This window comes from Herbaspirillum sp. FG34 (assembly GCF_057809315.1).
Window position 1 is genome coordinate 46888 of sequence record NZ_JBMDJS010000004.1, and the last position, 19718, is coordinate 66605.

Below are 19718 nucleotides of genomic sequence, written 5' to 3' on the forward strand. Positions count from 1 at the left end.
GATGGAGGTGCCCGGTGCAATGGCCGGGCCAGGCGTGGAGGCGCTTACTGTTTCTTGCCGAACCACTTGTCGGTCAGCGCGTCGTAGGTCCCGTTGATGCGCAGCGTCTGCAGCGCCTTGTTGAGATGCTCGGTGAGCACGGTATCGTCCTTGCGCAGGGCAAAGCCATACAGTTCGGTCGTGAGTCCCTTGTCCAGCACCCGCACCAGCGGCTGGGTACGCGCATATTCGACCGCAGCCGGACGGCCGGTCACCACTGCATTGACGCGGCCGGTAGCCAGCAGATCGAACATGGCCTGGTTCTTTTCGACTTCCACGCGTTCCACGCCGGGGAAGTTGTCACGCAGATAGCTCACCGACTTGGTGCCGACCTGGACCGAGACGCGCTTGCCGCGATTCAGGTCTTCAGGCACCTTGATGCTGTTGTCGTCACGCCGCACCAGCACGGCCAGACCGCCACGGTAATAGGGATCGCTGAAGGTGACCACCTTGCGACGCTCGTCGGTCATGTAGATGGCCGAGGCGGCAATGTCGAAACGGTTGGAGATGAGGCCGGGGATCAGACCCTTGAAGTCGATGTCGACCCACTGGATCTTCTTGCCCATGGTCTTGGCCAGGGCTTCCATCAGTTCGACATCAAAGCCGGTGCGCTTGCCATCCTTGACGAACTCCATCGGCGGGAAGGTGGCATCGGTGCCGACACGGATCACGTTATCGGCAGCACGGGCGGCCGGCGCGACCGCCACCAGCAGGGACAGGCTGGCCATAAAGGCGCAAAGCAGCTTGGAAAGCTTCATCATGAGTTCCTCGGTAGAAACGACGACATGGACTGGACGCCGGGTTACCGGCGCAAATGGATTATTCATCCCCGGACCCGGACAGGGCCCTCCCGCGTCCAGCCAGCACCGTCTTCTGCGGACGGCGCAGCCTGACTGGCTTAAAAACGATTGCAGATGCGCTGCGCGGACTCCACCGTCATGCGGACCAGTTCCTGCTCGCGATTGCCCACGCGCAGCGCCGGTGCCATCAAGGTGATGGTGCCTTCCAGACGGCCATTGGACGTCATGATGGGCACCGAGACACCCCACACGCCCAGGTCCACTTCGCTTTCGCTGATGGAGTAGCCACGGCGGCGGATTTCATCGAGCTGCGCCTCCAGCGCGGCGGCTTCCTCGGGCTTGTCGCCCAGTTGGTCGGCCACCAGTTTCTGTTGCAGCTTGCGTGGCATGAAAGCCAGCAGGCTCTTGGCCGATGCTCCCTTAAGCAAGGGATGTGCCCGGCCCTTGGTAAAGGAACAGCGCAAAGGCTGGTCACTTTCTTCCATGGCGATGCAGACCATCTGGCCGTTGATCGGCACCAGCAGGCCCACACTCTCGCCGCTGCGCTGGACCAGGGAAATGATTTCCTCGCGACTCTGGCTGATCAGGTTGGAATTCTGATCGAACCCCCACGCCAGCTGCACACCGGTCGGACCCGGCTCGAAGGTGCCGGAATTCATGTGCTCCTGCAACAAGCCCCACTTCTTCAGGGATGCCAGGTGGCGATAAACGGTACTGACCGGTTGTTGCACCATCGCAGCAATCTGCTTGGCACTGACGGGCTTGCCGGCACGGGCCACGCCGGCGAGTACGTGGAGAACGCGGTCAACGATGGTAGAGGTTTGTGGTGAGTCCATGGCGGCAATATAAGGTTAAATTCTCACTTTGGGCGAACGATTCCCGCATATGAGGAAATAAATAGAAAAATTTTGAGACACTTCTTCATATATTCCCAGCGGGCGGCTGAATTTTCTCACCTGTAACGAAAATTGCCTCATGCTATTTTTTTACTACCCAGTGCCGAAAATATTATAGTGTCGACACTTCTTCCATTTTTTTGGCAAAGTGCTATGATGAAACGCATCAATTTCAAAATATTGTCGACACGACGAAAAACCCATGAGCGAGCTGATTGCACTGCCCGGCGCCGAACGTGAGGGAGAAACGCTCTCCGAACACGTTTTTCGCAAGATTCAGAGCGCCATCGTGCAGGGTGAGATTGCGCCAGGCAGCAAGATTTCCGAACCTGAACTGGCGCGCACCTATGGCATCAGCCGGGGGCCCTTGCGTGAGGCCATCCACCGGCTGGAGGGCCAGAACCTGCTGGTACGCGTACCGCATGTGGGTGCGCGGGTGGTGTCGCTGACGCTGGAGGGTCTGGTGGAACTGTTCCAGATCCGCGAATCGCTGGAAGGCATGGCCTGCCGCCTGGCCGCGCAACGCATGAGCCGGGCCGAGCTGGACGAACTGCGCCGGGTGCTCGATACCCACGAGAAAGACGAAGCCTTCCAGGCCGGGCGCGGCTATTACCAACAGGAAGGCGACTACGACTTCCATTACAAGATCATCCAGGCCAGCGGCAACCAGATCCTGACCCGCATCCTCTGCGGCGAGCTGTACCAGCTGGCGCGCATGTACCGCATTCAGTATTCGGCCACCCCCAACCGTCCGCGCCAGGCCTTTGCCGAACATCACCGCATCCTCGATGCCCTGGCAGACGGCGACGGTGAACTGGCCGACCTGCTCATGCGGCGCCACATCGGCGCTTCCCGCCGCAACATCGAACACCAGATCGCCCAGACCGGTCCCGGCAGCTCAGGCCAGCAGCGTGACCAGGCCTGAACGCATCCCCCGCACAAGAACCATTCCATCAACGAGACACGAGCCAACCGCCATGAATACCCAATACCGCAAGCAACTGCCCGGCACCCGACTGGACTACTTCGACGCCCGCGCCGCCGTCGAGGCGATTCATCCCGGCAGTTGGGAAACCCTGCCCTACACTTCCCGCGTGCTGGCAGAAAACCTGGTGCGCCGCTGTGATCCGGCCACCCTCACCGATTCGCTGCGCCAGTTGATCGAGCGCAAGCGTGAGCTGGATTTCCCGTGGTTCCCGGCGCGCGTGGTGTGCCACGACATCCTGGGCCAGACCGCGCTGGTGGATCTGGCCGGCTTGCGGGATGCGATTGCCGACATGGGCGGCGACCCGGCCAAGGTCAATCCGGTGGTACCGGTGCAACTGATCGTGGACCACTCGCTGGCGGTGGAATGTGGCGGCGATGATCCGCAGGCGTTTGAAAAGAATCGTGCGATTGAAGACCGCCGCAATGAAGACCGCTTCCACTTCATCGACTGGACCAAGCTGGCCTTCGAGAACGTGGACGTGATCCCGCCCGGCAACGGCATCATGCACCAGATCAATCTGGAGAAGATGTCGCCGGTGATCCATGCCAAGGATGGCGTGGCCTTCCCCGACACCCTGGTCGGCACCGACAGCCACACCCCGCACGTGGATGCGCTGGGTGTGATCGCCATCGGCGTGGGCGGCCTGGAAGCCGAAAACGTCATGCTGGGCCGCGCTTCCTGGATGCGCCTGCCCGACATCATCGGGGTGGAACTGACCGGGCGCCGCCAGCCGGGCATTACCGCCACCGACATTGTGCTTACGCTCACCGAATTCCTGCGCAAGCAGAAGGTGGTGGGCGCCTATCTGGAATTCTACGGCGAGGGCGTGGCCAGCCTGACCCTGGGTGACCGCGCCACCATTTCCAACATGGCGCCGGAATATGGCGCCACGGCGGCCATGTTCTCGATCGACCAGCAGACCATCGATTATCTGAAGCTGACCGGCCGCGAAGATGAGCAGGTCAAGCTGGTGGAAACCTATGCCAAGCAAGCGGGCCTGTGGTCCGACACCCTGAGCAAAGCCGAGTACGAGCGCGTGCTGCGCTTCGACCTCTCCACCGTGGTGCGCACCCTGGCGGGGCCGAGCAATCCGCACAAGCGCCTGCCGGTCTCCGAACTGGCCGCCCAAGGCATCGCCGGCAAGGTCGAGAACGAACCGGGCAAGATGCCCGACGGCGCCGTCATCATCGCCGCCATCACCAGTTGCACCAATACCAGCAACCCGCGCAACGTGATCGCCGCCGGACTGCTGGCGCGCAACGCCAATCGCCTGGGCCTGACCCGCAAGCCCTGGGTCAAGAGCTCGCTGGCGCCCGGCTCCAAGGCCGTTGAACTGTATCTGGACGAAGCCGGACTGACCGCCGACCTGGAAAAACTGGGCTTTGGCATCGTGGCGTTTGCCTGCACCACCTGCAACGGCATGTCCGGCGCGCTCGATCCCAAGATCCAGCAGGAGATCATCGACCGCGATCTCTACAGCACCGCCGTACTGTCCGGCAACCGCAATTTCGATGGCCGCATCCATCCTTACGCCAAGCAGGCTTTCCTGGCCTCGCCACCGCTGGTGGTGGCCTATGCCATTGCCGGCACCATCCGCTTCGACATCGAACAGGACGTGCTGGGCGTGACCGCCGAGGGTCGCGAAATCCGCCTGAAGGACATCTGGCCCGGCGATGAAGAAATCGACGCCGTGGTGGCCGCCGCCGTCAAGCCGCAGCAGTTCCGCAATGTCTACACGCCGATGTTTGCCGCCCGCGTGGACCGCAGCCAGTCGGTCAGCCCGCTGTATGACTGGCGTCCCCAAAGCACCTACATCCGCCGTCCGCCCTACTGGGAAGGCGCGCTGGCCGGTGAGCGTACGCTCTCGGGCATGCGTCCGCTGGCCGTGCTGGGCGACAACATCACCACCGACCACCTCTCGCCCTCCAACGCCATCCTGCTCGACAGCGCCGCTGGCGAATACCTGGCCAAGATGGGCTTGCCGGAAGAGGACTTCAATTCCTACGCCACCCATCGCGGCGACCACCTGACCGCCCAGCGCGCCACCTTCGCCAATCCCAAGCTGTTCAACGAAATGGTGAGGAAGGCCGACGGCAGCGTGCAGCAAGGGTCACTGGCGCGCCTGGAACCGGAGGGCCGTGTCATGCGCATGTGGGAAACCATCGAAACCTACATGGAGCGCAAGCAGCCGCTGATCATCATCGCCGGCGCCGACTACGGCCAGGGTTCTTCGCGCGACTGGGCTGCCAAGGGTGTGCGTCTGGCCGGTGTGGAAGCCATCGTGGCAGAAGGCTTCGAGCGCATCCACCGTACCAACCTGATCGGCATGGGCGTGCTGCCGCTGGAATTCAAGGCCGGTGAAAACCGCAATACCTACGGCATCGACGGTACCGAAACCTATGACGTCATCGGCCAGCGCCGTCCGCGCGCCGACCTGACGCTGGTGATCCACCGCAAGAATGGCGAACGCGTGGAAGTGCCGGTGACCTGCCGCCTCGATACCGCCGAAGAAGTCTCGATCTACGAAGCCGGCGGCGTGCTGCAGCGCTTCGCCCAGGATTTCCTGGAAGCCTCCGCCAACGCCGGCCAGAACGCCAAGGAACAAGCATGAGCCAAGTCCCCCAGATCCGTATCCCCGCCACCTATCTGCGTGGCGGCACCAGCAAGGGCGTCTTCTTCAAGCTGGACGACCTGCCCGAAGCCGCCCGCGTCCCGGGCCGCGCGCGTGACAAGCTGCTGCAGCGGGTGATCGGCAGTCCCGATCCCTACGGCAAGCAGATCGATGGCATGGGCGGCGCCACCTCCAGCACCAGCAAGACAGTCATCATCTCGCGCAGCGAGCGACCCGGCCATGATGTCGATTACCTGTTCGGCCAGGTCTCCATCGACAAGGATTTCGTCGACTGGAGCGGCAATTGCGGCAACCTGTCGGCGGCGGTCGGCCCCTTCGCGATTTCTGCCGGTCTGGTGGATCCTTCGAAGCTGCCGCAGGATGGTGTGGCCGTCATCACCATCTGGCAGGCCAACATCGGCAAGACCATCGTGGCCCACGTCCCCATTCGCGGCGGACAGGTACAGGAAACAGGTGACTTCGAACTGGATGGTGTCACCTTCCCCGCCGCCGAAGTCCAGCTGGAATTCATGGACCCGGCCGCTGAGGAAGAAGGCGCGGGTGGCGCCATGTTCCCCACCGGCAATGTGGTCGATACCCTGGAAGTGCCCGGCGTGGGCAGCTTCCAGGCCACCATGATCAATGCCGGGATCCCGACCATCTTCCTCAATGCCGACGAGATCGGCTATACCGGCACCGAACTGCAGGACGCCATCAACAGCGATCCCGCCGCGCTGGCGCGCTTCGAAACGATCCGCGCGCATGGGGCGATCCGCATGGGCCTGATCAACAAGGTGGAAGAAGCAGCCACCCGCCAGCACACGCCCAAGGTGGCCTTCGTTGCACCGCCCAAGCAATACATCTCCTCCAGTGGCAAGACTGTCACGGAGAAGGACGCTGACGTACTGGTGCGCGCCATGTCCATGGGCAAGCTGCACCACGCCATGATGGGCACGGCTGCCGTGGCCATCGGCACGGCAGCGGCCATTCCGGGGACGCTGGTGAACCTGGCGGCGGGTGGGGGCGAACGCCACAGCGTGCGCTTCGGCCATCCGTCCGGGACCTTGCGTGTCGGTGCGGAAGCGAAGCTGGAAGATGGCCAGTGGGTCGTCACCAAGGCCATCATGAGCCGCAGCGCGCGGGTGCTGATGGAAGGCTGGGTGCGGGTGCCGGGGGATGCGTTCTGAACAGGCCCTAGCGCCAGTGCTTGCGGCGCGAGGTCTTGCCGATACCGGGATTGAAACTGTTGGTCGGGTCCAGGCGGCGGTAGAAGTCTTCCAGGGCGGGCTCGGCCTTGTATTGGTGCCCCACATTGTGTTCGGCCGGATACTTGGCGCCCTTGGCTTGCAGCAGGGCCAGGATGGCGTTCTTGATCGCCTCGCAATCCTCGCCCTTCCTGATCAGGTATTCCTGGTGCATCACGTGGCAAAAGAAATGGCCGCACAGCATCGTGAAGCGGATCTTGTCGGCAATCTCTGCCGGCAAGGGGTCAAACCAGTCCTGCGTATTGCGCGGCAAGGCGACGTCCAGCGCCACGATATCCTCCACTTCCTCCGCATGCACCGCGCGATAGCGCACGATGGCCGCGCCGACCACGAAGCGGTTCAGGAAAGCGGCCCGTCCCTCCTCTTCCTCGCACTCGAAGAAATCACCGCTGGCCGACGGGAAGCGCCCCTGCAGCAGCTGCCGCGCCTCTTGCGCGCCTTCCTGCGGCATTTTCAGCAGCAGATGATGCTCATGGCGATCGCGCCAGATGGTCAATCGCGCCGGCAGATGCGCTGGCAGCCAGCCTGAAAGCCTTTGCAGCAGGCGATCCGTGGCTCCCGGACGAATGCCCAGCTTGTCCAGCCAGGCGTCGACCCGGCTTTTGAAGGCATAGGCCTGCATCAGCCGCTCGGTCCCGCAATGGCGGATGAACAGAAACAAATCCTTGCCATATCGCTCGCTGGCCTGGAAGGCGGACCGATGCAGGTATTCGGCGGCAATCGGCAGATGCGTACAGTGCATGAGCATGCTGCGGCGAATGTCTTCCAGTTCGGCGGGATCATTGCTGCCGATATAGAACACAGAAGGTGCAAGGTCGGCGGCGAAGGTATCGAGCCGCAGGGCAAACACCACCACATGGCCCGCCGAGCCTGAAGCTTCATACAGCCTTCGAGGGTCAGCGTTGTAACGGGCCGGGGTGGCGGCCTGTACGTCCCGTACATGGCTGGCATACTCGTGATCGGAGGCGTGACGGGCACAGTGACCGGCATTTTCGTTCATATCGGCCAAATCCCCCCGCTCCAGCCGCGCCAGCATCTCTTCCGGTGAGCTCCCCAGATCCAGGCCCAGATGATTGACCAGTTGCAGCTGCCCCTGCGCATCCACCTGCGCGAACAAGGCCAGTTCAGTGTAGGCCGGACCGCGCCGGATCAGGGAGCCGCCCGAGTTGTTGCAGATGCCGCCGGTGACGGAGGCCCCCATGCAGCTGGACCCGATCACCGAGTGTGGTTCGCGGCCCAGGGGCTTCAAGGTCCGCTCCAGCTGGTCCAGCGTCACGCCGGGCTGGGTCACGACCTGCCGCCCTTGATCCAGCAAGCTCAGGCCGCGCAGGCGCAGCGTATTGAGCACGATGACCGGGCGCTCATAACCGCCGTCGGCGGGCGTGGAGCCCCCGGTCAGGCCGGTATTGGCCGCCTGGCAGATCACGATGACGTCCGCTGCATGGCAGGCCTGCAGTGCATGCCACATCTCGACCAGGGTGCCGGGCCTGACCACGGCCGCCGCCTCGCCCTGCCCGTAGCGGTAGCCCCGGCAATAGCGCCGCTTGGCCGCAGCCCGGGTCAGCACGTTGGCCGCGCCCACGATGGTGCGCAGGCTGCGCAACAAGGTCTCCAGGGGCTCCATGTCGCCGCTCATTGCACGAAGAAGCGCACGCGGATGGCATCGATGGCCACGGCGATGAAGATCATCACACCTCCGATCATGCCCACATAAAAGGAAGGCACATTGATGATGGCCAGCCCGACCTGGATGACCGTGAGCAACAAGACTCCGCCCAGGATGCCCAGCACGCTGCCGCGTCCGCCGAAGGTACTCACCCCGCCGATGATGGGCGCGGCAATGGCATACAGCAGGTAGCTCGCGCCCTGGTTGGAGGTGATGGCGATCTGCCACGACGCCAGCAGATAACCGGCGATGCCGGCCATACCGCCGGCCAGCGCATAGCAGATGATCTTGATGCGATGCACGCGAATGCCCGCCGCATGCGAGGCCAGCGCATTGCCGCCGACCGCATAGATGGAGCGACCCAGGACGGTTCGGCGCAGCATCACCGACATGGCCAGCAGCGCGATGACGAAGATCAGCGGCATCAGCGGCCAGCCACCCAGCGTGGCCGAGCCTATCCAGATGTAGCCATCGTCGAGGTTGGTGATGGTCTTGCCCTGGGTGAGCGCCAGCAAGGCCCCCTGCAGCACGATCATCATGGCCAGCGTCTGGATCAGCGAGACCATGCGCAGGCGCGTGATGCACAAGCCATTGAACCAGCCGATCAGCGTCGCCACGGCCACGCCGATCAGCATGGTGATCCACCACGGTCCGCCCACGCTGGCATAAAGCCAGGCACCGATGGCCGAGGAAAAGCCCAGGTTGGCCGGCAGCGACAGGTCGATCTCGCCTACCAGCAAAGGCAACGCCACGGCCAGCGCCAACAGGCCCAGCACGGTGGCCTGCACCAGGATGTTCTGCAGGTTCATCACGCTCAGGAAGAACTGGCTGAACAGGCCAAAGCCCAGTACCAGCGCCACCAGCCAGATCCAGACCACGTTGCGCAGAACCCAGGCCAGCACCTGGCGCGGCTTGCCCCGGCCGGGAGCGGGACGGTCGGGACCCGGGGTGGTCGCGATCTCGGTTGCGGTTGTCATGGGGGAGTCTCCTTGTGTCATGTTGTCGTCACTGCGCCAGTCGGCGCAGGTGGTCGGTACTGATGTCGCTGCCACTGACGGTGTGGGCGATGCGTCCGCCCTGGAAGATGCAGATGCGATCGGCGGCCCGCGCCAGTTCGTCCACGTCGGTGGACACGATGATGACGGCCACCCCGGAGCGGGACAGCTGATCGAGCAGGCGCAGCACCTCCTGCTTGACGCCGACGTCGATGCCGCGCGTGGGCTCGTCCAGGATCAGCAGGCGCGGCGTGGTCGCCAGCACGCGACCCAGGCAGACCTTCTGCTGGTTGCCGCCGCTCAAGGTGTTGACGGCCTCCTCGCTGCTGCCCGCCTTGATGCCCATGCGCCGGAAATAGCCATGGCAGGTCTCGCGTTCCTGTGCCTCGTCCACCAGGCCGCGACGCAAGCGGCGCGCCAGCGACGACAGGGCAATGTTCTCGCGGATGGACAGATGCCCGACCACGCCGTCGCGCCTGCGGTCATCCGACAGATAGGCAATGCCCATCGCAAAGGCCTGATCGGGCGACTGCGGCAGGCTGACGGCCTGCTGCTGCGGGAAGCGGATACTGCCGCCACGCACGGGGTGCAGTCCGAACAGTGCGCGCGCCAGCTCCTTGGCGCCCTCCCCCGGCAAACCGGTCAAGCCGATGATCTCACCAGGCCGGATCGCCAACTGCGGCACGTCGAGACGCCCGCCCACGATCTCGTCGATGCAGATCGGATCGGGCCAGGCACCGCCATCAGGCGTGTGGCCACGTTCACGCTGGAACAAGTCCAGCTCCCGCCCCAGCACGAATTGCGAGAGCTGCGACGAGCTAAGACGCCGGACCTCCTCGCTGGTAGCCACCAGGCGCCCGTCGCGCAGCACGGTGACGGCGTCGCAGATGTCGAGGATTTCATCGTTGTAGTGCGAAATGAAGATGAACGTCACGCCCGAGGCCCGCAACTGGCGCATGAAGTCGAACAGCTGAAGCCGGTCCGGCACGGTCAGCGCGGCCGTCGGCTCATCGAGGATGATGATGCTGCCGCCGGAGAACATCGCGCGCAGGATGTTGAGCTTGCGCCGCGCCACCGCGTCCAGCGAACCCGCCATGCGCTCGGCCACGATGCCGCTGCCGGCCAGCATGCGCGCGGCATTCTCGCGCATGCGCCGCAACGAGATGAAGCCGCGCGAGACCGGCCACAGGCCCAGCATGAGGTTGTCCATCACCGACATGTGCTCGATGATCATCGGCTCCTGCGGCACCAGGAAGACGCCGGCGGCTTCCATGCGCTTGACGTCGGCCCCCTGCATCTCCTGCTCACCCAGGAAGATGCGGCCCTCGCTGGGCGTACGCTGGCCCGAGATCAGGCCGACCAGCGTGCTCTTGCCGGCACCGTTCTCGCCCAACAGGCCGTGGATGGTGCCGCGCCGGATGCCCAGCGTGATGTCGCGCAGGGCGTCAAAGGCGCCGTAGCGCTTGCCCAGCTTGTCCACGCGCAGCGCCAGGTCGGTGCGGCCTGCGGAGTAATTGTCAGTCGTCATGGCGTCTCCTTGCCCAAGGCCTGCGATCAGGTATAGGCGATGCCCCACACCTTCTCGGCCACATAACCCCAGTGGCGCTTGTCGGCCGCATTGCTGCGGTCGATCACGAAGGGCGGGATGATGAGCGTCGGGCCGGTCTTGCCTTTGACGATCTGGCCCTTTTCCCAGAAGTACTTCTTGTTTTCATACGGGCCGATGGGCACTTCCTTGCCGGGGATCGCGTATTTCACCAGCATCTCCACCGCGACTTCCCCATAGGCAATCGGATCCTGCGAGACGCAGGCATCCATGTAACCGTCCTGAATCCAGCGCAGCGCCACCGGTTCGCCATCGATGGTGACAAAGATGACGTGATCCTTTTCATCCACCTTCTTCCAGCGGTTCTTCTGCTGCAAGGCCGTGGCGATGCCGCGCGCGGGCGAATCGCTGGGTGCGTGCACGGCGTCGAGGTCGGGATGTTCGGACAGCGTGGCCAGGGTCACGGCCAGCATCTGGTCCAGCTTGCCTTCGGTCGGGCGACTGATGTAGGTGATGCCCGGGTGCTTGGCGAACTCGGCGTCCATGCCCTCCTTGCGCTGCCGCCAGGCCACGCTGGCCAGCGCGCCATAGCAGTTGAGCACCTTGCCCTTGGCACTGCCATGTTTTTTGACCAGCCGATTGATGATTTCCCTGGCGGCCATCACGCCGCCCAGGTAATTGTCGAAGCTGACGGTGATGGCGACGTTGCCACTTTCAGCCGGGGTGTCGATGATGGCCACCGGAATCTTTTGCTGGTTGTAGCGACGCAAGCCGCTGACGATGGCCTGGCTGTCGATGGGATCCGATACCAATGCGGCCGGACGCGACAGCATCAGCGACTGCCATTGTTCCAGCTGGCGGGTATTGTCGAAGCTGGCGTTGGTGGCCTGGAAGCTGCCCTGATGAGCCTCCACGGCGCGCTTGACGGCGGCCTCTTCGATCACGAAGAAGTAATAATCGAGGCTCTTGTTGCTGAACGGGATGAGCAACTTTTGCTGCGCACCGGACCAGCCGGGCAGGCCCAGGGCACTCAAGCCGCCCATGGCCATTCCGCCCAGCAGAAGCTGGCGGCGCGTCGATACAGGATGCGATTTCATGTCTACCTCCAATTGATTTATATAGTTTTGCTATCAGGCCCGCCGACCATCGGGTTCGAGAAGAAAGCTTCACCCGGTATACGGCGGACATCCTCGGGGAACAACAGTCAGGAACGAAACTTCATCTTCAGCTTGCACACGATCCGCCCGGCGTGTACGGAGTTTTACTAGCTCGCCGGACGCCAGGAAACATGGACCGAACCATCGAAACAGCCCACCACCATGCCCGCCGCCTCTCGGGTGAACAGCCCGTTCTCCACCACGCCGGGAATGCGGTTGAGCTCTCTTTCCAGCAGCGGTGCGTCGGCGATGGCGTGGCAATGACAGTCAAGGATGAAATGGCCGCTGTCGGTGACCACCGGACGCTCATCGCGGTGACGGCGGACGATGCGTGGCTCGATGCCCTGTGCGCGCAGCAGGTCGGTGATCATGCGTTCGGTCTGTTTCCAGGCGAACTGCACCACTTCCACCGGCAGCGGAAAGGCACCCAGACGATCGACGATCTTGCTCTCGTCACAAATGGTGATCATGCGGGTGGAGGCGTGGGCGATGATCTTTTCCCACAGCAGGCAGGCACCACCGCCCTTGATCATCTGGAAATCGCGGTCGATCTCGTCCGGCCCGTCGATGGTCAGGTCGAGCTGGCCGATCTCGTTGGGATCCATGATGGGGATGCCGACTTCGCGTGCGACATCGATGGTCGAGCGCGAGGTGGCCGTACAGGTGACCTCGAGGCCGTCGGCGATGTGCTTGGCCAGTTCCCGCACGAAGAAGTGCGAGGTCGTCCCCGAGCCCAGGCCCAGGCGCATGCCGCCGCGCACGAATTCGTCGATGGCACGGCGACCGGCCAGTTTCTTTGCTTCGTTCTGGTTCAACTGCATGGTCTCTCCTTAAAAAAGCATTTGTCCCTGGCCGCTGGCGTAGGGCGCCGATGCGCGGTTGAGCTATATCTTGTCGGTCATCCACGAATCCAACGCCGGCAACTGATCGGGGAATTCACTGTTGCTTGCCACTGCAATGGCGGTGACCAGCATGTTGACCACCAGGTGATGGTTCAGGCGCGAGGCCAGCGGCGTCATGAATTCGGTCTGGTCATACGGCAGCACGGCGATGAGCGCGTCGGTGACCTGGGCCAGCGGGCTGTCCGCGGCCGTCACCGACACCACGCGCGCGCCACGCGCCCGCGCCGCCATGGCCAGCTCCACCATGCGCCTGGTATGTCCGGATTGCGAGAAGATCAAGGCCACTTCATTGGGCCGCGATTTCTCGGCGTGCATCCATTGCTTCTTTTCCTCCATCACCGCGGCACAGCGCAGGCCCAGGCGCTGAAACTTGTGCTCGGCATCCAGCGCGGTGATTTCCGAAATACCGCTGGCATAAATGCCGATCCAGGTGGCCGATTGCAGCAGCGCCGCCGCGTCTTCGACCTGTTGCGGCACCAGGTCGTCCAATGCACGCTGGATGGCGGAGAGCGAATTGCGGCAGGTCTTGCGCACGATCTGGCCGATATCGTCGTCCTTGGTGATCTGTTCGTAGACGAAAGGTGCGCTCGGGACCAGACTCTGCGCCAGGCTCAGCTTGAAATCCTGATAGCCATTGAAGCCGAAGCGGCGGCAGAAGCGCACGATGGTCGGGTCACTCACGGCGCAGCGCTCGGCCAGAGAAGCCATGCTCATGTGGATCACCTCGCCCGGTGCCTGGCTGACGAACTGCGCGATGCGCAACTCGGCCGGTTTCATTTCCTCTTGCTCGCGCACGATCTGCTGCAGCAGGCTGTTGCTCATGGCTGTCCTTTATGTTGTTGTCGATGGCGGGGTGGCCAAAGGCGCGATTTTATAAGACAGCAGGTCGCGCAGGCGCCGCAGGCGCTGGGACGGTCGTACCTGCACCTCGCCACCGCCGCCCCACGGCACCACGAAGAACGGCACACCGGCCGCCTCGGCGGTAGCCTGGTCAACCGGGGTATCGCCGATGTAGGCCCACGCCCCCTCGGGCAGCGCCATGTGTCGCGCCACGGCGCGCAGGTGACCGGGGTCGGGCTTGCAGGCGGGAACGGCATCTGCACCGAGCGCCACTTCCACCAGCGGCGACAAGGCAAGCAGGTCGAGGATCTGGCGCGTCAGTGCATGCGGTTTGTTGGTGCAGATGCCGAGTCGGAAACCGGCAGCGTGGAGGTTCTCCAGATCTTCCTTCACATGCGGGAAGAAGCGCGTGTGGCTGGCCGGATGGCGGCGATAGTGGCCGATATAAGCTTGCACGGCATCGTCCAAAGCCGCGTCCTCCAGAACGATGCCCTGGTCTAGCAGGATGTCCCGGATCAGGCGGCGCGGGCCGTTGCCGATGAAGCGTTCGACATAGGCCACCTCCAGCGCGGCATGGCCCTGCTCCTGCAGATAGGCGTTGACCGCAGCGGCAATGTCCGGCGCGCTGTCGATCAGGGTGCCATCGAGGTCGAAGATGAAGGCCTGGTAGCGGCTCGCACGGTCTTGGCTCATGCGCCCTCCTCTTGGGCCGCGATCACGCCGAGGCGTTTGAAGCTGTCCGAGAGCGTGGCGTAGAGATTCTGATAGATCGCATGCGCTTGCCGATACCGCGCGCTGCGTGCGGGGTCGGGATGCTCGCGCGTCAGTTCCGGCATGAGACCGGCGGCGTGATCGATATCCGGCCACACCTGCAGGCCGACGCCCGCCAGCAAGGCCGCCCCCAATGCGGCGCCTTCTGCCGCCCCCTGACGGGTGAGGACATCGCAGCCCAGCATATCGGCCTGCATCTGGCGCCACAGTGCAGACCGGGCACCGCCGCCGGAGCTGCTGACCCAGTCGGACGTGACGCCCATGGCGCGCATCAGGTTCTGCATGTCGCACAGCGAATGCACCACGCCTTCCAGCACGCTGCGCGCCAGATCACCGAAGCCATGACGCGCCGACAGGCCGACGAAGGCCGCACGCGCCGAGGGATCGGGATGCGGACAGCGTTCACCGTAGAGATACGGCAGGAACAGCAGCCCGCGCGCGCCCGGCTGGCTCTGCGCAGCGGCTTCGAGGATTGCCTCAAAACTGGCTGCGCCAGCATTTGCCTGCATCGCATCGCGGAACCACGCCAGCGCGCCGCCCGCATTGAGCGAGACGCCCATGGCATGCCAGCGCTCGGGCGCTACGTTGCAGAACAGCTGGATGCGGCCATCCGGCGATGGCAGCGGGCGATCCAGTGCCGCCGCCAGAATGCCGGCGGTCCCGATGGTGGTCTGCAAGGCACCGGGCGCCACCACTCCGGCGCCCAGCGACTGGATCACGCTGTCGCCGCCTCCGCCGATGACCGGGATGCCGGGCGCGATGCCGAACAGGGTCGCCGCCTGCGCGTGGACCTGTCCGGTGATGACTTGTGATTCATGACACGTCGGAAAATGCGCCGGATCCAGTCCCGCAGCCTGCATCACACCCGTGGCCCAGCGCCGTTCGCGCACATCGAACAGTCCCGTGCCGGAGGCGTCGGAGACTTCGGTCGCCAGTTCGCCCGTGAGCACGTAGCGCAGGTAATCCTTGGGATTGAGTGCCATGTGCAGGCGCGCATAGTGCTGCGGTTCCTGCTGCTGCATCCATAGCAGCTTGCCGCCGGTGTAGCCGACCAGCATGCGATTGCCGGTGCGTGCCAGCAAGGCAGGCAAGCCGCCGGTGGCCTCGGTGATCTGGTCCGCCTGGAGCTGGTTGCGCTGGTCATTCCAGAGGATGGCGGGACGCAAGGGCCGATACTGCGCATCCAGCGGCGTCAAGCCGTGCATCTGCCCTGACAGGCCGATGCCCAGCAGCTCGCTCGGCCCCGCCGATTGCAAGGCCGATGCAACTGCCTGACGCGCGGCTGCAATCCACCAGGCCGGGTCTTGCTCGACCCAGCCTTCACGCGGTTGCGAGACCGGATAGCCGGCACTGGCGCTGGCCAGCACCTGACCGTCGGTAGAGAGCAGCAAAGCCTTGCTGGCCGAGGTGCCGATATCGATGCCCAACAGAGCGGCGCGCGTCGTCATGCCCCCACCCCGTGACGCAGGCGGACGTGCTTGAACTGGAAGTATTCCAGCAAGCCTTCGCGCCCGTGTTCGACACCCACGCCGCTTTGCTTGCGACCGCCATAGGGCGCATTCATGATGCCGGCGTCGACATGGTTGATGGCCACGTTGCCGACATCGAGCTCGGCGGCGCAGCGGTGGATTTCCTGCAGGTTTTGGGTGTAGGCATAGGCTGCCAGTCCGTAAGGGGTGTCGTTGGCCAGGGCGATGGCGTCATCGAGCCGATCGAAAGGCGCCACGCCAACCAGCGGGCCGAAAGTTTCTGCACGCATCACCAGCATCTCATGCGTGCAATCGGCCACGATACTGGGCTGGAAGAACAGTCCCTTGCCAAAAGCTTCACCTTCCGGTGCAGCGCCCCCCGTGACCAACCGCGCGCCCTTGTCCAGTGCGTCCTGCAAATGCTGGCGGGTTTTCTGCAAGGGGGCGACCTGCGCCATGGCACCCAGATCCGCCGCCGGATTCAGCAGCCCGTCACCGATGATCAGCTTGCGCGTGGCTGCGGCAAACTGGTCCAGAAAATCGGCATAGACGGTGCGCTCGACATAGATGCGATTGATGGCAATGCAGATCTGCCCCATGTTGCGGAACGAGCGCCGCACTGCGCCCTGCACGGCCTGTGGCAGGTCCGCGTGGCGCGTGACCAGCAGCGGACAGTTGCCGCCCAGTTCCAGCGAGAGTCGCTTGATGGCGGGACAGGATTGCTGGATGCGCAAGCCGGTGCGGGAGGACCCGGTGAAGGCGATCTTGGGAATGTCCGGGTGATCGACCAAGGCCTGGCCGACACTGGCGCCGTCGCCGTTGAGCACGCTCACCACTCCCGCCGGGATGCCCGCCTGCTGCGTCTTTTCCGCGATCATCAGGGCAGTGAAGGGAGTGAATTCAGAAGGCTTGATGATGATGGGGCAGCCCGCCGCCAGCGCAGCACAAAGCTTCCAACCGACCAGCTCGGCCGGGTAGTTCCAGGGCGTGATGGCGGCGACCACGCCGATGGCTTCGCGCAGGATCAGGCTCTGATAGCCGGGCTGGTCGTTGGGAATGATTTCGCCGTGTACCCGCACGGCTTCCTCGGCATAGAAGTGGCAGGCTTCGGCCAGTTTGCGGATCTCGCCCAGGGCTTCGTTGAAGGGCTTGCCCTGTTCCAGGGTCATCACCTGCGCCATGGCGGCGGCATCCGTCTCGATCAGGCGCCCCAGCGCGTGCAGGGCTTCAGCGCGTACCCGCGCGGGTTGACTCGCCCAAGGACGCCAGGCGGCAAGGGCGGCGGCGACCGTCGATGCGATCTCGGCGGGGGTGGCCACGGCGATGTGTCCGATCACCTCGTCACGTGCGGGATTGCGAACGGCCAGTTGGCCTCCCTCCCCTGCAATGAACCGGCCCTGCACAAACTGCTTGCCCGACAAACGGGCCAACATCTCTGGCATCCCCTGCATCATGAATCTCCTTGAGCGACGGTGAATATAGTATAACTAGATAAAAGAGCGCCAAGCAAACCTGTTTGCTCGAAATATTTGCGTTTTCCCCGAGAACAATGGCCGATATCTAGCAAAATTACCAAGGCGATTACTGAAATATATAGCATTACTACTTAAATGACTTGATTCAGGAGACAGCATGGCAACCACTACTTCGCGTGACCTTCATGACCGACTGGCACTGGTGACCGGCGCCGGCCAAGGCATAGGCGCAGCCTGCGCCGAGGCACTGGCGCGCCAGGGCGCCACGGTCATCTGCACCGACCTGCAGGGTGCCAGCGCGGCCAGGACGGCCAGCGCACTGGGCGGGTCGGCCCAGTCCCTGGCGCTCGATGTCACCGACAGCGCCGCCCTGAACAGCCTGGCTGCCCGCCTGCCGCCGCTGGACATCCTGGTGTGCAATGCCGGCATCGTCAGCAATACGCCGGCCGAGGAGATGAGTGATGAAGAATGGGACAAGGTACTCGACGTCAACCTGGGCGGGGTCTTCAAGACCTGCCGTGCCTTCGGGCGACGCATGCTGGAACGCGGTCGCGGGTCCATCGTCAATATCGGTTCGATGTCGGGGATGATCGTCAACGTGCCGCAACCGCAGTGTCACTACAACGCCTCCAAGGCAGCGGTCCACCACCTGACGCGCTCGCTGGCGGTGGAATGGGCCGCACGCGGGGTGCGCGTCAATGCGGTGGCGCCGACCTACATCGCCACACCGCTGTTGCAGGAACTGGAAAAGGAACCGGCGCTGATCGCCCGTTGGATGGAGATGACCCCGCAGAGGCGCATGGGCAGGCCGGAGGAAATTGCCGGGATCGTGAGCTTCCTGGCCTCGGACGCCGCCAGTCTCATGACCGGCGCCATTGTCAATGCAGACGGTGCTTATACCTGCATATGAAGCTTTGTACCGTCCGCGCAGGCAACAAAAAGGCCGGCCACCTTGCGGTGCCGGCCTGATCGGCTGGTTGCGGGTCCAGGGCGGACTCAGACGCGGTAGATCTTTTCCCCGGTCTGAACGATCCTGAATTTCTCGTTGGTCAGGGGATCCAGCGCGCGGCCATCGGTGAGCTTGTAGCTGCGGCTGAAGGCCTGGTCAGCCTGGTCAGCCTCGTCCTGTTGCGTCTGGTACACCTCTACGTGGTAAGGTGCGCCGGTCTTGCCCTTGGCATCGAATTTTTCCACCAGATCCATATGTCGTCTCCTTAGTCGTGGCCTTGCGCCAAGGTCAACGATAGCAGATTTGGCGCGGCTTTCCAGCGCATTGCATGTTGCAGCGCACAGAGATGAAGTTCCGTGCGCTGCTCCGAGGCTCCCCGATCAGAAATGCAAGGTCACGCCGACACCGAACTGCCGCGTCACCTCAGCCTTGTTCAGACCGAATTTGGCACCGGCATCCAGATCCACCGTCTTGTTGGGTGACCAGATCGCACCCACCAGGGCATAGGAAGGCAACTTGCGGCTGGAAGCGTCGGGGTTCTGTGCCAGGCCGGTATCGGCCACCAGGCGCCACTGCTCATTGAGGCCATATGCGACGGCTACCGAAGCGCGCCACAGGGTCTTGCGTTGCCCCTCCCGGTCACTTTCCAGCTTGAAGCGGTTGTAGCGCAGGCCCAGGTTGCCATGCAGCGCCCACGGGCCGGTCTCGTAGGAGGCGATGCCGGTGAGGGCCATGCTGTTTCTGCCGGTGCCCAGGCCCTTCTCTTCGTCGCCGCTGGGCATGAACAATTCTGGCTTGAGCGCCAGCGCCAGGCCATCGGCTTCATGGAAACGCCATTTGGCGCCCACTGACACATCCCCCACCCCGGTGCCGCTTGGAGCCTGGAAGGTCTGCGGCAGGTTGAAGAACATGTCCAGCTTGTCCGTCACGCCGTAGGTGAAGGTCAATCCGCCCACATGAGCGGCGTTGCCGTCCTGCCTGCTCCAGTCGGTATTCATTTCCAGCTGCATGCCGCCACTGCCTTGTACGCCGGCATCATCGGTGACCAGCGGATGAGCGGCAAAGGCCGGATGACTGGCGGCCAGCAGCAGTGCGGTCAGGCAGGACACTCGGATGGTTTTGTTTTTCATGAAAGACCCCACTTTCTTGCACTTTATTTTGATCGGTACGGCATTCGCGTGGCCACGATGACACACCCGTGCCTGCCGCAGACGTGACGGAGCACGTCGCAGGCGACGGAGACAACATTGTGGTCGGAGCGAACCGAAGGGAAATCGCGCCGCTGCCATGCCGGGGACACATTAGCAAAGGAAATTGCCAGGCATTCCGGACAGGAAAGGCGCAGGCAA

The 19718-nt window shown here is 63.6% G+C and carries 17 protein-coding genes; 4 read left to right on the forward strand and 13 right to left on the reverse strand.

Annotation, left to right across the window (positions count from 1 at the left end; genetic code table 11):
• Positions 1-44: 44 nt before the first annotated feature.
• Together ACODSZ_RS06410 and ACODSZ_RS06415 are read right to left on the reverse strand one after the other, a co-directional pair.
• A complete protein-coding gene (locus ACODSZ_RS06410; protein WP_008328648.1) occupies positions 45-797 on the reverse strand; it encodes a glutamine ABC transporter substrate-binding protein in 753 nt (250 codons plus the stop codon).
• Positions 798-937: 140 nt separating this feature from the next.
• Complete coding sequence (locus ACODSZ_RS06415; protein ID WP_034332582.1) at positions 938-1675, reverse strand: IclR family transcriptional regulator; 738 nt, start codon at positions 1673-1675, stop codon at positions 938-940.
• A gap of 262 nt (positions 1676-1937) precedes the next feature.
• Between ACODSZ_RS06415 and ACODSZ_RS06420 the strand changes: the two genes are divergently transcribed.
• From ACODSZ_RS06420 to prpF, 3 genes are read left to right on the forward strand one after another with little or no spacing between them, the layout of a single operon-like run.
• Entirely contained in the window at positions 1938-2660 is a 723-nt protein-coding gene (locus ACODSZ_RS06420; RefSeq protein WP_175342573.1) for a GntR family transcriptional regulator, read from the forward strand.
• Positions 2661-2712: 52 nt separating this feature from the next.
• Positions 2713-5334 (forward strand): Fe/S-dependent 2-methylisocitrate dehydratase AcnD, encoded by a 2622-nt coding sequence (gene acnD, locus ACODSZ_RS06425; protein WP_488927279.1) that lies wholly within the window; start codon positions 2713-2715, stop codon positions 5332-5334.
• Complete coding sequence (gene prpF / locus ACODSZ_RS06430; protein WP_175342571.1) at positions 5331-6521, forward strand: 2-methylaconitate cis-trans isomerase PrpF; 1191 nt, start codon at positions 5331-5333, stop codon at positions 6519-6521. The genes acnD and prpF overlap by 4 nt, the downstream gene beginning before the upstream one ends.
• 7 nt (positions 6522-6528) lie before the next feature.
• Here the strand turns inward: prpF and dld are convergent, their stop codons facing one another.
• The 9 genes from dld to ACODSZ_RS06475 form a co-directional block, all read right to left on the reverse strand.
• Positions 6529-8223, reverse strand: a complete 1695-nt coding sequence (dld, locus tag ACODSZ_RS06435; RefSeq protein ID WP_488927280.1) for a D-lactate dehydrogenase — start codon at positions 8221-8223, stop codon at positions 6529-6531.
• Positions 8224-8231: 8 nt separating this feature from the next.
• Positions 8232-9242 (reverse strand): ABC transporter permease, encoded by a 1011-nt coding sequence (locus tag ACODSZ_RS06440; RefSeq protein ID WP_217509768.1) that lies wholly within the window; start codon positions 9240-9242, stop codon positions 8232-8234.
• Positions 9243-9270: 28 nt separating this feature from the next.
• Positions 9271-10788, reverse strand: coding sequence for a sugar ABC transporter ATP-binding protein (locus tag ACODSZ_RS06445; RefSeq protein ID WP_488927281.1), 1518 nt, complete (start codon positions 10786-10788; stop codon positions 9271-9273).
• Positions 10789-10814: 26 nt separating this feature from the next.
• Entirely contained in the window at positions 10815-11903 is a 1089-nt protein-coding gene (locus ACODSZ_RS06450; protein WP_175342568.1) for a sugar ABC transporter substrate-binding protein, read from the reverse strand.
• Positions 11904-12070: 167 nt separating this feature from the next.
• Positions 12071-12784 carry a ribose-5-phosphate isomerase RpiA gene (rpiA, locus tag ACODSZ_RS06455; RefSeq protein WP_488927282.1) on the reverse strand — a complete coding sequence of 238 codons (714 nt, stop codon included), beginning with the start codon at positions 12782-12784 and terminating at the stop codon, positions 12071-12073.
• Positions 12785-12847: 63 nt separating this feature from the next.
• Positions 12848-13687 carry a MurR/RpiR family transcriptional regulator gene (locus ACODSZ_RS06460; RefSeq protein ID WP_175342566.1) on the reverse strand — a complete coding sequence of 280 codons (840 nt, stop codon included), beginning with the start codon at positions 13685-13687 and terminating at the stop codon, positions 12848-12850.
• A 9-nt stretch (positions 13688-13696) separates the two neighbouring features.
• Entirely contained in the window at positions 13697-14398 is a 702-nt protein-coding gene (locus ACODSZ_RS06465) for an HAD-IA family hydrolase (RefSeq protein WP_488927283.1), read from the reverse strand.
• Entirely contained in the window at positions 14395-15924 is a 1530-nt protein-coding gene (gene xylB / locus ACODSZ_RS06470; protein ID WP_488927284.1) for a xylulokinase, read from the reverse strand. Before xylB ends, ACODSZ_RS06465 begins: the two co-directional genes overlap by 4 nt.
• Complete coding sequence (locus tag ACODSZ_RS06475) at positions 15921-17387, reverse strand: aldehyde dehydrogenase family protein (RefSeq protein ID WP_488927285.1); 1467 nt, start codon at positions 17385-17387, stop codon at positions 15921-15923. The genes xylB and ACODSZ_RS06475 overlap by 4 nt, the downstream gene beginning before the upstream one ends.
• A gap of 190 nt (positions 17388-17577) precedes the next feature.
• On the opposite strand from ACODSZ_RS06475, the gene ACODSZ_RS06480 reads away from it, so the two are divergent.
• Positions 17578-18330: an SDR family NAD(P)-dependent oxidoreductase gene (locus ACODSZ_RS06480; RefSeq protein WP_175342563.1), complete on the forward strand. Its 753-nt coding sequence runs from the start codon at positions 17578-17580 to the stop codon at positions 18328-18330.
• An 86-nt stretch (positions 18331-18416) separates the two neighbouring features.
• Here ACODSZ_RS06480 and ACODSZ_RS06485 read toward each other — a convergent pair whose 3' ends face one another.
• Positions 18417-18623, reverse strand: coding sequence for a hypothetical protein (locus tag ACODSZ_RS06485; RefSeq protein WP_175342562.1), 207 nt, complete (start codon positions 18621-18623; stop codon positions 18417-18419).
• 126 nt (positions 18624-18749) lie between these two features.
• Positions 18750-19499 carry a transporter gene (locus ACODSZ_RS06490; RefSeq protein WP_008328627.1) on the reverse strand — a complete coding sequence of 250 codons (750 nt, stop codon included), beginning with the start codon at positions 19497-19499 and terminating at the stop codon, positions 18750-18752.
• Between the last annotated feature and the right edge of the window lie 219 nt (positions 19500-19718).

Excerpts from the sequence above, each read along its gene's own strand:
- acnD (WP_488927279.1), top strand. The coding sequence starts at position 2,713 with ATGAATACCCAATACCGCAAGCAACTGCCCGGCACCCGACTGGACTAC.
- ACODSZ_RS06410 (WP_008328648.1), bottom strand. The coding sequence starts at position 797 with ATGAAGCTTTCCAAGCTGCTTTGCGCCTTTATGGCCAGCCTGTCCCTG.
- dld (WP_488927280.1), bottom strand. The coding sequence starts at position 8,223 with ATGGAGCCCCTGGAGACCTTGTTGCGCAGCCTGCGCACCATCGTGGGC.
- ACODSZ_RS06415 (WP_034332582.1), bottom strand. The coding sequence starts at position 1,675 with ATGGACTCACCACAAACCTCTACCATCGTTGACCGCGTTCTCCACGTA.
- ACODSZ_RS06485 (WP_175342562.1), bottom strand. The coding sequence starts at position 18,623 with ATGGATCTGGTGGAAAAATTCGATGCCAAGGGCAAGACCGGCGCACCT.
- xylB (WP_488927284.1), bottom strand. The coding sequence starts at position 15,924 with ATGACGACGCGCGCCGCTCTGTTGGGCATCGATATCGGCACCTCGGCC.
- ACODSZ_RS06465 (WP_488927283.1), bottom strand. The coding sequence starts at position 14,398 with ATGAGCCAAGACCGTGCGAGCCGCTACCAGGCCTTCATCTTCGACCTC.
- ACODSZ_RS06480 (WP_175342563.1), top strand. The coding sequence starts at position 17,578 with ATGGCAACCACTACTTCGCGTGACCTTCATGACCGACTGGCACTGGTG.
- rpiA (WP_488927282.1), bottom strand. The coding sequence starts at position 12,784 with ATGCAGTTGAACCAGAACGAAGCAAAGAAACTGGCCGGTCGCCGTGCC.
- ACODSZ_RS06460 (WP_175342566.1), bottom strand. The coding sequence starts at position 13,687 with ATGAGCAACAGCCTGCTGCAGCAGATCGTGCGCGAGCAAGAGGAAATG.
- ACODSZ_RS06450 (WP_175342568.1), bottom strand. The coding sequence starts at position 11,903 with ATGAAATCGCATCCTGTATCGACGCGCCGCCAGCTTCTGCTGGGCGGA.
- ACODSZ_RS06475 (WP_488927285.1), bottom strand. The coding sequence starts at position 17,387 with ATGCCAGAGATGTTGGCCCGTTTGTCGGGCAAGCAGTTTGTGCAGGGC.
- ACODSZ_RS06420 (WP_175342573.1), top strand. The coding sequence starts at position 1,938 with ATGAGCGAGCTGATTGCACTGCCCGGCGCCGAACGTGAGGGAGAAACG.
- ACODSZ_RS06440 (WP_217509768.1), bottom strand. The coding sequence starts at position 9,242 with ATGACAACCGCAACCGAGATCGCGACCACCCCGGGTCCCGACCGTCCC.
- ACODSZ_RS06445 (WP_488927281.1), bottom strand. The coding sequence starts at position 10,788 with ATGACGACTGACAATTACTCCGCAGGCCGCACCGACCTGGCGCTGCGC.
- ACODSZ_RS06490 (WP_008328627.1), bottom strand. The coding sequence starts at position 19,499 with ATGAAAAACAAAACCATCCGAGTGTCCTGCCTGACCGCACTGCTGCTG.
- prpF (WP_175342571.1), top strand. The coding sequence starts at position 5,331 with ATGAGCCAAGTCCCCCAGATCCGTATCCCCGCCACCTATCTGCGTGGC.